The sequence below is a fragment of the Burkholderia sp. Ac-20353 genome (genome assembly GCF_017104785.1).
Lineage (GTDB): Bacteria > Pseudomonadota > Gammaproteobacteria > Burkholderiales > Burkholderiaceae > Burkholderia.
On sequence record NZ_JAAGPL010000242.1, the window covers coordinates 1 to 11,701 of the forward strand.

General features: G+C 66.6%; 9 protein-coding genes and 1 pseudogene. 9 read left to right on the forward strand and 1 reads right to left on the reverse strand.

Annotated features, from left to right (window positions below):
• Positions 1-762: MFS transporter (locus G3N94_RS36080; RefSeq protein WP_241022267.1), on the forward strand; the 762-nt coding region annotated here is incomplete at its 5' end.
• An 8-nt stretch (positions 763-770) separates the two neighbouring features.
• Entirely contained in the window at positions 771-1,169 is a 399-nt protein-coding gene (locus G3N94_RS36085) for a DUF4440 domain-containing protein (RefSeq protein WP_205798957.1), read from the forward strand.
• Between the two features lie 30 nt (positions 1,170-1,199).
• On the opposite strand, the gene G3N94_RS36090 is transcribed toward G3N94_RS36085, so the two are convergent.
• A complete protein-coding gene (locus tag G3N94_RS36090) occupies positions 1,200-1,925 on the reverse strand; it encodes a glutathione S-transferase (RefSeq protein ID WP_205798959.1) in 726 nt (241 codons plus the stop codon).
• A 211-nt stretch (positions 1,926-2,136) separates the two neighbouring features.
• Here G3N94_RS36090 and G3N94_RS36095 point away from each other — a divergent pair, with 211 nt between their 5' ends.
• The 7 genes and pseudogenes from G3N94_RS36095 to G3N94_RS36125 form a co-directional block, all read left to right on the forward strand.
• Entirely contained in the window at positions 2,137-5,592 is a 3,456-nt protein-coding gene (locus G3N94_RS36095; RefSeq protein ID WP_205798961.1) for an adenylate/guanylate cyclase domain-containing protein, read from the forward strand.
• A 170-nt stretch (positions 5,593-5,762) separates the two neighbouring features.
• Positions 5,763-7,172, forward strand: coding sequence for a 3-isopropylmalate dehydratase large subunit (gene leuC, locus G3N94_RS36100; RefSeq protein WP_205798963.1), 1,410 nt, complete (start codon positions 5,763-5,765; stop codon positions 7,170-7,172).
• A gap of 10 nt (positions 7,173-7,182) precedes the next feature.
• Positions 7,183-7,833, forward strand: a complete 651-nt coding sequence (leuD, locus tag G3N94_RS36105) for a 3-isopropylmalate dehydratase small subunit (RefSeq protein ID WP_205798965.1) — start codon at positions 7,183-7,185, stop codon at positions 7,831-7,833.
• A 93-nt stretch (positions 7,834-7,926) separates the two neighbouring features.
• On the forward strand, positions 7,927-8,994 hold the full coding sequence (leuB, locus tag G3N94_RS36110; RefSeq protein ID WP_205798967.1) for a 3-isopropylmalate dehydrogenase: 1,068 nt from the start codon (positions 7,927-7,929) through the stop codon (positions 8,992-8,994).
• Between the two features lie 116 nt (positions 8,995-9,110).
• Complete coding sequence (locus tag G3N94_RS43315; RefSeq protein WP_346778764.1) at positions 9,111-9,230, forward strand: 3-isopropylmalate dehydrogenase; 120 nt, start codon at positions 9,111-9,113, stop codon at positions 9,228-9,230.
• Positions 9,231-9,313: 83 nt separating this feature from the next.
• Complete coding sequence (gene asd / locus G3N94_RS36120) at positions 9,314-10,435, forward strand: aspartate-semialdehyde dehydrogenase (protein ID WP_205798969.1); 1,122 nt, start codon at positions 9,314-9,316, stop codon at positions 10,433-10,435.
• 642 nt (positions 10,436-11,077) lie between these two features.
• Positions 11,078-11,701: pseudogene (locus tag G3N94_RS36125) on the forward strand (pilus assembly protein FimV); the annotation flags it as partial.

Here is an 11,701-nt window from a genome sequence, read left to right on the forward strand (position 1 = left end):
ACCGTGGCCGGGCAGCCGGGCGCCGGCCCCGCAGCGCTCGCGATGCTGGCGATCGCGCTCGTCGCGGGCGGCGGCTACGTCGCGCACGCGCGTCGCGCTGCGTCGCCGTTGCTCGATCTGCGCCTGCTCGCGCAGCCACTGTTGCGGATCGGGGTCGTCGTCTACCTGTGCGTGCCAGGCGTGTTCACGGGCGTCAATCTGGTCGCCGCGCTATACCTGCAGAACGAACTGGGGTTGAGCGCCGCGCATGCGGGCGCGCTGATGGTGCCGTGGGCGCTCGCGTCATTCGTTGCGATCGCGACGACACGCCGGTGCTTTCCGCGCTGGGGCGCAAAGCCGCTGTTCGCGTGCGGGATCGTGCTGGAATGCGCGGGCATCATGCTGCTCGCGACGCCGTGGGCCGCGCTCGAGGCCACGCGTATCGCGGCATTCGCGGCGATGGGGCTCGGCGCCAGCCTGTGCACGAGCACGTCGCAGAGCGCGGCGTTCGTCGACATGCCGGCCGACCGCATGGGCGACGCGAGCGCGCTGTGGAACCTCAACCGGCAACTGAGCTTCTGTCTCGGCGTGGCCGTGCTCGGCAGCGCGCTCAACGGACTGCTGGCGCTCGATGCAGGCCGCTCGGCGCTGATGCCGTACCGGCAATGTTTCGCGCTCGCGGTGCTGCTGACGCTGCTGCCGCTGTGGCTCGTCGCGCGGCTTCCGCCGCATCGGCCCGCGCTTCGGCCCGACGCTGCACCCGTTGTTTCCCAACGAACATGAGGATCCCGATGAATTCACCGATTCCGTTTTTCGACGAAGTGGTCGACGCGCATGTCGACATCGAGCACTGGCTGTCGGGCCGCGCCGAACCCGAGCGGCTTGCGGTGCTGCTTGCGCGGTTCTCGTCGCGCTTCTCGATGATCGCGCTGCCGGGCACTGTGCTCGATTACGCGGGCGTCGATGCGCTGTTTTCCCGCGGGCACGGCGCGCGCCCGGGATTGCGGATCGAGATCGACGAACTGTGCGAGATCCAGGGTTCGCGCGATGGTGCGGTGATCGGCTATCGCGAAACGCAGACGGACGGTGAAGGGCGGCGCACGGTCCGGCGCTCGACCGCGGTGTTCGAGCGCGATGCGGCCGGCCGGATCGTCTGGCGGCATCTGCACGAAACGCCGGTCGCGGGCTGAGCGGGCAGCGTCGGGCCGGTCGCGCCGATGCTATTTGTCCAGCTCGGCGTAGTGGCGAAAGATCCCCATGTCGTGGAACGGGATGCGGCGCCCGGACGCGAGATAGCGCGCGACCGGCGGATGCTGCGCGACCCTGTCGTGCAGGTCGACCAGCGCCGCATGCTCGCGCTCGACGCGGGCCATCGCTTTCGGAAATGCGTAGCGCAGGCCCTCGATCAGCTGGAAAATCGACAGATCCGCATAGCTCAGTGCGTCGCCCGCGAGGTAGCCGCTCTCGTGCGGATTCTGTTCGAGCACCCGGCTGAAATAACCGAGGAACTTCGGCAGGCGCTGCTCGCGGAAATCCTGCGCGCGCGCGGCGGCCTCCGGCATCTGCTCCTCGTAATACAGGCCGCCCGAGATCGGGTGATGCGTGTCATGAATCTCGGTGACGAAATCGCTCACCGTCAGCTGCAGCTGATGGACCCATAGTTGCCCGGCTTCGCTCGCGGGCGCGAGGCCGTGCCGCGCGCCGAGGAACAGCAGGATGTTCGCCGTTTGTCCGATGATCCGGTCACCCGCCTTGAGGAACGGCGGCGCGAACGGCACGTATTCCGTCGACGTGCTGTCCATCAGGCGCATCATCGCCGGCACGCCCATGCCGCGCCCGGAGCGGCGCACGACGTCCACGTATTCCGCTTCGGCGGCTTCGAGCGCGAGCCGCACGAATTCGCCGCGGCCCTGGATCTCGGGCCAGTAGTACAGCTCGTAGTGCATGCTTCCTCCGCTTTTCGTGCAGAAATCGATGATGATGACGTCGTCTGGCTGCGGGTTGCGCAGCGACGCGGGTCCGTTTGCGATGATAGGCGTCACACGATCGATTTCAATGACGAAACGCGATGCCGGGAGGCCACCCACCCGGACCTTGCTGCGGGCGAGCGCCGCGCATAATGTTTAAGCGCTGGCCCTCGGCAGGAGAACAGGTGGTATGTACTGCGCAAACTGCGGATTCGACAATCTCGCCGGGGCCAGATTCTGTGAAGCATGCGGGGCCATGCTGTCGCGCACGTGTCCGCGCTGCGGTCACGACGCGAGCCCGTCCGCCAGGTTCTGCAATGCGTGCGGCGCGCCGCTGACCGATGCGCGTGCGGAACCCGCGCCGCGCGCACGGCCCGTTTCCGAACCCGCTCTCGCCCCGATCCATTACACGCCGCAGCATCTCGCCGAGCGCATCCTTGCCGAGCATGCAGCGATGGAAGCGCGTGGCGGAACCGCCGGCGAGCGCAAGACCGTCACTGCGCTGTTCGCGGACATGGCCGGCTCCACCGCGCTGATCCACGATCTGGACCCGGAAGAGGCGCATCGCCTGATCGAGCCCGTCGTCGCGCTGATGATGGAGGCCGTCCACTACTACGAAGGCTACGTGGCGAAGTCGCTCGGCGACGGCATCCTCGCGCTGTTCGGCGCGCCGATCGCTCACGAGGACCACCCGCAGCGCGCGCTGTTCGCGGCACTGCGGATGCAGGACGCGATGCGCCGCCACGGCGACCGGATTCGTCTGGAAAAAGGCATTCCGCTGCAGATCCGCGTCGGCGTGCACACCGGCGAAGTCGTCGTGCGCTCGATCCGCACGGACGACCTGCACACCGACTACGACCCGGTCGGGCACACAATCCACATCGCATCGCGGATGGAAGGAATCGCGATGCCCACGTCGATCCTCGTCAGCGACGCGACGCACAAGCTGGCGGAAGGCTACTTCGAGTTCAAGTCGCTCGGGGCGACGCAGGTCAAGGGCATTCCCGAGCCGCTGTCGGTGTACGAGGTGCTGGGCCCTGGCGCATTGCGCACGCGGCTGCAGCTGTCCGCGCATCGCGGCCTCGCGCGGTTCGTCGGCCGCGACGCCGAACTGGAACACCTGCACGGCGCGCTGGACGACGTGAAGGCGGGCCACGGGCGGGTGGTTGCGGTGGTCGGCGAGGCCGGAGTCGGCAAGTCGCGGCTGTTCCATGAATTCAAGGCACGTTCGCGGCGCGGCTGTCTCGTGCTCGAAACCTTCTCGGTATCGCACGGCAAGGCGTTCGCCTATCTGCCGCTGATCGAGCTGCTGAAGAACTATTTCCAGATCGCCGCGCAGGACGACGAACGACACTGCCGCGAGAAAGTGATGGGCAAGGCGCTGACGCTCGAGCGCGGCTTCGAGGAGCTCGTACCGTACCTGCTGTATCTGCTGGGCGTCGGCGAACCCGGCTCGGCGCTCGCGGAGATGGACCCCCGGGTCCGGCGGGACCGGACCTTCGACGCAATCATCCAGCTGCTGACGCGCGAGAGCCGCGACCAGCCGATCGAGCTGTTGTTCGAGGATCTGCAATGGCTCGATCGCGAGACCGACGCATTCCTCGCGTACCTGATCGAACAGGTGCCGGACACGCGAATCCTGCTGCTCGTGAACTACCGGCCCGAATACCGGCCCGGCTGGCAATCCGCGGATCATTGCACGCTGCTGCGGCTCGAACCGCTGGGCCCGGCAGAGGCGCAGGGCTTGCTCGCTGCGCTGCTCGGCGACGACCCGGGGCTCGGCCCCATCAAGCAACTGATCCTGGACAAGACGGAGGGCAATCCGTTCTTCATGGAGGAAGTGGTGCAGACGCTCGTCGAGGCGCAGTCGCTGCTCGGCGAACCGGGCCATTACCGGATCGTGCGGACGCCGGCCGCGCTGCATATTCCGACCACCGTGGAAGGTGTGCTCGCCGCGCGTATCGACCGGCTCCCGGTCGCGGAGAAGGAGTTGCTGCAGACGCTCGCGGTGATCGGCAAGGAGTTTCCGTTCGGCCTGATCCGGTGCATCTGCGGCGACCACGTCGCACGCACGGACGACGACCTGCGCCAGTTGCTGGCTCATCTGGAAGCCGCGGAATTCATCTATGCGCGGCCCGCGTTCCCGGAAGTGGATTACTCGTTCAAGCACGCGCTGACGCAGGAAGTCGCCGGCCATTCGCTGCTGACGGAACGGCGCAGCGCACTGCACGAGCGCACCGCGCAGGCGATCGAGACGCTGTTTCCGACGCGGATCGCCGATTACTGCAGTGAGCTCGCGCATCACTACAGCCTGAGCGGCAACCTGCCGAAGGCCGTCGAGTACCTGCATCGCGCGGCCCAGCAGGCGCTTCGCCATGCATCGCATCCGGATGCGATGCATCATCTCGGCGCCGCGCTGGAGTTGCTGAAGCGCCTGCCGGACACGCCTGCGCGCGCGCAGCGCGAGCTGACGCTGCTGCTTGCGCTGGGCCCGGTGCTGATGGACGTGCGAGGCTATGGCGCCCCCGAGGTCGCGGCGACCTATTCGCGCGCACTGGCGCTGTGCGACCAGGCCGGCGAGATGTCGCAGCGCTTCGCGGCCCAGTTGGGTTTGAGGATCCACTACATGACGCGCGCGGAGTATGCGACCGCGCGCGAACTCGGCAAGCAGATGCTGCGCACCGCGCGCAGCACGAAGGATCCGGCCCTGCTGCTCGAAGCACACGGCGCACTTGGGGCGTGCCTCTTTCTGCAGGGGGATTTCGATCGCGCGCGCAGCCACCTGGAACAGGCGCTCGCGATCTATGACCCCGAACGGCATCAGGCCCACGTGTTCGCGCACGGCGTCGATCCCGGCATCCGCGCGCTGAATTTCCTCGCGTTGATCCTGTGGCTGCAGGGATACCCCGATCAGGCGTACAAGCGGATCGTGGAGGCGCTGGCGCTCGCACAGAAGCTTGCCTATGGCCCGACGCTCGCGTTTACGCTCGCTTACGCGGCCGAACTGGATCAGCTTCGGCATGAAGTCGAGCGGATGCGCGAGCATGCGGACGCGGTTTTCACCGTCGCGACCGAGCTGGGGCTGCCGTACTGGCTCGTGTGGGGCACGATCTTCCGGGGCTGGATCCTGACTGAACGGGGCGGCTTGCAGGAAGGGATCGCGCAGATGCGCGAAGGCCTCGCGGCGGGACGTGCGGCCGGCGGCGTGGATCAGCGCTCGTATTTCCTGGCGCTCGCGGCCGACCGCTGCCAGTGTGCAGGCGACACCGAGGTTGGTTTCGCGCTGCTCGACGAGGCGATGGCGATCGTCGCCAGCACGGGCGAGCGTTGTTTCGAAGCGGAGTTGCACCGGCTCAGGGGGAACGCCTTGCTCGGTTCGCAGGAAGACGGCGAATGCGCACCCGCTTGCAGGGACGAAGCCGAAGCGTGCTTTCTGAAGGCGATCGCCGTCGCGCGCGAGCAGGGTGCGCGCTCGCTGGAACTGCGTGCGGTGTCGAGCCTCGCGCGCCTGTGGCAGCGCGACGGCAGGATAGCCGAGGCCCGGCAGGCGCTGTCGAACGTGTACGACGGGTTCGTCGAGGGCTTCGACACCGCCGATCTGCGCGATGCCAGCGCGTTGCTCGATGCGCTCGCGCCCGATGTGTGAACGTGGCACGCATCGCGATTGCCGGGTAATGCCGATACAGGTATTGACACTACCAGCCAAACCACTGTTTTTATTGGTTTTTTTCGTATTCATGCCGCGCCGGAGCGCGATCTGCGTGGCATAATCGACCGCACCCGCAAGGCTTGAAGTCACAACGACCCCGCATACCCATGGCCCAGACTCTCTACGACAAACTGTGGAATTCCCACGTCGTCCACACTGAGGACGACGGCACGACGCTGCTCTACATCGACCGTCAGCTGCTGCACGAAGTCACGAGCCCGCAGGCGTTCGAAGGGCTGAAGATCGCACAGCGCCCGGTGTGGCGCATCAGTGCGAACCTCGCCGTGTCGGACCACAACGTGCCGACGACGGACCGCAGCCACGGCATCGCTGATCCGGTCTCGAAGCTGCAGGTCGACACGCTCGACGCGAACTGCGACAGCTTCGGCATCACCCAGTTCAAGATGAACGACGTGCGCCAGGGCGTCGTCCACATCATCGGGCCGGAGCAGGGCGCGACGCTGCCGGGCATGACGATCGTGTGCGGCGATTCGCACACGTCGACGCACGGCGCGTTCGGCGCGCTCGCGCACGGCATCGGCACGTCGGAAGTCGAGCACGTGCTCGCGACGCAAACGCTGCTGCAGAAGAAGAGCAAGAACATGCTCGTGAAGGTCGAGGGCCAGTTGCCGCGCGGTTGCACCGCGAAGGACATCGTGCTCGCGATCATCGGCAAGATCGGCACCGCGGGCGGCACGGGCTACGCGATCGAATTCGGCGGCTCGACGATCCGCGCGCTGACGATGGAAGGCCGGATGACGGTCTGCAACATGGCGATCGAAGCGGGCGCGCGCGCCGGCATGGTCGCCGTCGACGACACGACGATCGACTACCTGAAGGGCCGTCCGTTCGTGCCGACCGGCGCGGAATGGGATCAGGCCGTCGAATACTGGCGCCAGTTCAAGTCGGACGACGGCGCGCAGTTCGACAGCGTCGTCGAGCTGAATGCGGCCGAGATCGTGCCGCAGGTCACGTGGGGCACGTCGCCGGAAATGGTCACGTCGATCGATGGCCGCGTGCCCGATCCCGAGCGCGAGAAGGATCCGGTCAAGCGCGACGCGATGGAGCGTGCGCTCGCCTATATGGCGCTCGAGCCGAACACGCCGATCGAATCGATCAAGGTCGACAAGATCTTCATCGGCTCGTGCACGAACGCGCGCATCGAGGACATCCGCGCAGCCGCGTACGTCGTGAAGAAGCTCGGGCGCCGCGTTGCGTCGAACGTGCGCCTCGCGATGATCGTGCCGGGCTCGGGCCTCGTGAAGGCGCAGGCCGAGCGCGAAGGGCTCGACAAGGTGTTCACGGATGCGGGCTTCGAATGGCGCGAGCCGGGTTGCTCGATGTGTCTCGCGATGAACGCCGACCGTCTCGAGCCGGGCGAGCGCTGCGCATCGACGTCGAACCGCAACTTCGAAGGCCGGCAGGGTCAGGGCGGCCGCACGCACCTCGTCAGCCCGGCGATGGCGGCGGCGGCGGCGATCGAAGGCCATTTCGTCGACATTCGCAAGCTGGGGTAACGGACGGATCATGGAAAAATTCATTGTGCATACCGGCGTGGTGGCGCCGCTCGATCGCGAGAACGTCGACACGGACGCGATCATCCCGAAGCAGTTCCTGAAGTCGATCAAGCGCACGGGCTTCGGCCCGAACGCGTTCGACGAATGGCGTTACCTCGATCACGGCGAGCCGGGCCAGGACAACTCGAAGCGTCCGCTGAACCCCGATTTCGTGCTGAACCAGCCGCGCTACCAGGGCGCGTCGGTGCTGCTCGCACGCAAGAACTTCGGCTGCGGCAGCTCGCGCGAGCACGCACCGTGGGCGCTGCAGCAGTACGGCTTCCGCGCGATCATCGCGCCGAGCTTCGCGGACATCTTCTACAACAACTGCTTCAAGAACGGCTTGCTGCCGATCGTGCTGACCGAGCAGCAGGTCGATCACCTGTTCAACGAGACGTACGCGTTCAACGGCTACCAGCTGACGATCGATCTCGACGCGCAGGTCGTGCGCGCGCCGGACGGCCGCGAATATGCGTTCGAGGTCGCCGCGTTCCGCAAGTACTGCCTGCTGAACGGCTTCGACGACATCGGCCTCACGCTGCGCCACGCGGACAAGATTCGCCAGTTCGAAGCCGAGCGCCTCGCGAAGCAGCCTTGGCTCAACAACAAGCTGATCGGCTGAGATCGCCCGTGATGCGGACGTGCGCATGAGCGCGCGCGTCCGCCGTTCGGCGCCGTTCGAAATTCACACACACTACCCAGTCAGGAATAACGCATGAAGATTGCAGTGCTGCCCGGCGACGGCATCGGTCCGGAAATCGTCAAGGAAGCGGTGAAGGTGCTGAACGCGCTCGACGAGAAGTTCGAACTCGAGGAGGCGCCGGTCGGCGGCGCCGGCTACGAGGCGAGCGGTCATCCGCTGCCGGACGCGACGCTGAAGCTCGCGAAGGAAGCGGACGCGATCCTGTTCGGCTCGGTCGGCGACTGGAAGTACGACTCGCTCGAGCGCGCGCTGCGCCCCGAACAGGCGATTCTCGGGCTGCGCAAGCATCTCGAGCTGTTCGCGAACTTCCGCCCGGCGATCTGCTATCCGCAGCTCGTCGATGCATCGCCGCTGAAACCGGAACTGGTCGCGGGCCTCGACATCCTGATCGTGCGCGAACTGAACGGCGACATCTACTTCGGCCAGCCGCGCGGTGTGCGCGCCGCGCCGGACGGCCCGTTCGCCGGCGAGCGCGAGGGCTTCGACACGATGCGCTATTCGGAGCCGGAAGTGCGCCGCATCGCGCACGTCGCGTTCCAGGCTGCGCGCAAGCGCGCGAAGAAGCTGCTGTCGGTCGACAAGTCGAACGTGCTCGAGACGTCGCAGTTCTGGCGCGACATCATGATCGACGTGTCGAAGGAGTACGCGGACGTCGAGCTGTCGCACATGTACGTCGACAACGCGGCGATGCAGCTCGCGAAGGCGCCGAAGCAGTTCGACGTGATCGTGACCGGCAACATGTTCGGCGACATCCTGTCCGACGAGGCGTCGATGCTCACCGGCTCGATCGGCATGCTGCCGTCCGCGTCGCTCGACAAGAACAACAAGGGCTTGTACGAGCCGTCGCACGGTTCCGCGCCGGATATCGCCGGCAAGGGCATTGCGAACCCGCTCGCGACGATCCTGTCGGCCGCGATGCTGCTGCGCTACTCGCTGAACCGCGCGGAGCAGGCCGATCGCATCGAACGCGCAGTGAAGAAGGTGCTCGAAGCGGGCTACCGCACCGGCGACATCGCGACGCCGGGCTGCCAGCAGGTTGGCACGGTTGCGATGGGCGATGCGGTGATCGCGGCGCTGTAAGCGTCGCGGCAATCGCGTAGAAACGTAGAAAGGGCGCGAACGGCGCCGAGAAAAATCGGACCGTTCGCGCGCGGTAGGCCGTTGTGCGGCCAACCGGCTTTGTGTAGACTCGAACGATGGCGCAAATTTCCCTGATCTCCCCGGTCTTGAAACTCCACGGCAACACTGCCCGTGTGGGTGCGCGCGCCATCGTCATCACGAAAACCATTACCACGAAAACGATCATTAAAATCTGATCGTCGTCGGTGCCCGCCTGTTTCCCCGCGCGGTCACGCCGGGGACGAAAAATGGCGGGGAAGCTCCATTCAAAGGGTGAGTCATGAACGTAGGTCTCGTAGGTTGGCGCGGCATGGTCGGCAGCGTCCTGATGCAGCGCATGCAGGAAGAGGGCGATTTCGACCTGATCGAACCGGTGTTTTTCAGCACCAGCAACACGGGCGGCAAGGCGCCGTCGTTCGCGAAAAACGAGACTACGCTCAAGGACGCGACCAACGTCGACGAGCTGAAGAAGTGCGACGTGATCATCACCTGCCAGGGCGGCGACTACACGAACGACGTGTTCCCGAAGCTGCGCGCGGCCGGCTGGAACGGCTACTGGATCGACGCGGCATCGTCGCTGCGGATGAACGACGACGCGGTCATCATCCTTGACCCCGTCAACCTCGACGTGATCAAGGACGCGCTCGTCAAGGGTACGAAGAACTTCATCGGCGGCAACTGCACGGTCAGCCTGATGCTGATGGCGCTCGGCGGCCTGTTCCGCGAGAACCTCGTCGACTGGATGACGGCGATGACCTACCAGGCCGCATCGGGCGCGGGCGCGCAGAACATGCGCGAACTGCTGTCGCAGATGGGTGCGCTGAACGGCGCGGTGCAGGCACAGCTCGCCGATCCGGCATCGGCGATCCTCGACATCGACCGCCGCGTGCAGGCCACGATGAACAGCGACGCGATGCCGACGAGCCAGTTCGGCGTGCCGCTCGCGGGCTCGCTGATCCCGTGGATCGACAAGGATCTCGGCAACGGGATGTCGAAGGAAGAGTGGAAGGGCGGCGCGGAAACCAACAAGATCCTCGGCAAGCCGGGCATGGGCGAGCCGGGTTCGATCCCGGTCGACGGCCTGTGCGTGCGGATCGGCGCGATGCGCTGCCACTCGCAGGCGCTGACGATCAAGCTGAACAAGGACGTACCGCTCGACGAGATCAACGACATCCTCGCGTCGGCGAACGACTGGGTGAAGGTCGTGCCGAACGAGCGCGAAGCGTCGATGCGCGACCTGTCGCCGGCGAAGGTGACGGGCACGCTGACGGTGCCGGTCGGCCGCCTGCGCAAGCTCGCGATGGGCGGCGAATACCTGTCCGCGTTCACCGTCGGCGACCAGCTGCTGTGGGGCGCGGCCGAGCCGCTGCGCCGCATGCTGCGCATCCTGCTCGACAAGTGATGATCTAACTTGCGTTCGGCGCATTCAGCGCGGTCGCAGACACGCCTGCACGCCCTTGACGGGGCGGCAGGCGTTTTTCATTCATTCGGGCCGCCCGATCGTCCGCCGCCGGCAGTGCGGTAGTGCGGCATCGGGGGGTGCGGCCGCATCGCGCAACGATCCCACGCTCGAAATGCGAAGGCCCCGGACCGCTTGCGCAGCCGGGGCCTTCTTGCATCGATTCCTTTGGCACGAGGAGAGGATGCGACCCGAATTATAAGTGACGTCATTCGTTCCGCGTAGCGAATCAATGTCGGGATTTGTATCGATTGATGATGATTTGTTTATAACGTGCGGGCGGGGCGCGCCGCGCCGGCTGCGGGTGGCGGAGAAGCGGCGCTTCGCCGCCTGGCTGGTGCGCCGGCAGGCTGTTCGCGCTGCCGCCGATCGTGCGGCGTGCATCCCCGGCCGTGGGCGGATGGGGCGGGCCGGGGACGAATTCGGCCCGAAGCCGATCGCGTGAAGTAAACTACGCGGTTACGACGCGCAGACAAACCGAAAGCGTCGCGTTCAACGCGGCGCTTTTGCATTTCTGCGGCGACTTTTTCTGACGCTTCCCAACGAGAATCCGAGCCGCGCGCCCGCGCGGCGATAGAGCCAACGATGTTCCGAATTTCCTTGTTCCCGCGTCAATCCCGGCTGGCGCATGCGGTGCGCAGCGCACTGGCGATTCTTGCGCTCGGCACGGCCGCGTCCGCGTGGGCGTTCGGCGCCAGCGACGCCGCCGCCACCGAGGCGGGATCCGCGGCGCCGCTCACCGTCACGGTTCAGCCCGGCCAGTCCCTCAACGACCTCGCGATCGCGGCAACGCAGTCGCATGACCCCGGCGTGATCGCGCGGGCGGGGCGCGCGCTGTTCGACGCGAATCCGCAGGCGTTCATGAAACGCGATCCGAGTCGCCTGAAACTCGGCGCGACGCTGACGGTGCCGGCGCTCGATGCGACGGGCGCGGCGGTTGGCGCATCGGGTGCGGCTGCGGCTTCGGCTGCTGCTGTGGTGGCGTCCTCTGCAGCGCATGCGGCGTCGGCGCCGGCGGCGTCCTCGGCAGCACATGCCGCTTCGGCGTCGCATCCGGCGCCGATCGCGCAGGCCGTGCTGCCGGGATCGGCCACGCACGCGGCGCAGGCCGGCGAAACGCACGCGTCTGCTGTGCCGGCCGTGGCCGGTTCATCGTCTGCTGCCGGCGTGTCCGGTTCGCATGGCGCGTCGGAAGCCGGCGCGCAGTCG

Excerpts from the sequence above, each read along its gene's own strand:
- G3N94_RS36085 (WP_205798957.1), top strand. The coding sequence starts at position 771 with ATGAATTCACCGATTCCGTTTTTCGACGAAGTGGTCGACGCGCATGTC.
- G3N94_RS36090 (WP_205798959.1), bottom strand. The coding sequence starts at position 1,925 with ATGCACTACGAGCTGTACTACTGGCCCGAGATCCAGGGCCGCGGCGAA.
- G3N94_RS43315 (WP_346778764.1), top strand. The coding sequence starts at position 9,111 with ATGGCGCAAATTTCCCTGATCTCCCCGGTCTTGAAACTCCACGGCAAC.
- G3N94_RS36095 (WP_205798961.1), top strand. The coding sequence starts at position 2,137 with ATGTACTGCGCAAACTGCGGATTCGACAATCTCGCCGGGGCCAGATTC.
- leuB (WP_205798967.1), top strand. The coding sequence starts at position 7,927 with ATGAAGATTGCAGTGCTGCCCGGCGACGGCATCGGTCCGGAAATCGTC.
- leuD (WP_205798965.1), top strand. The coding sequence starts at position 7,183 with ATGGAAAAATTCATTGTGCATACCGGCGTGGTGGCGCCGCTCGATCGC.
- leuC (WP_205798963.1), top strand. The coding sequence starts at position 5,763 with ATGGCCCAGACTCTCTACGACAAACTGTGGAATTCCCACGTCGTCCAC.
- asd (WP_205798969.1), top strand. The coding sequence starts at position 9,314 with ATGAACGTAGGTCTCGTAGGTTGGCGCGGCATGGTCGGCAGCGTCCTG.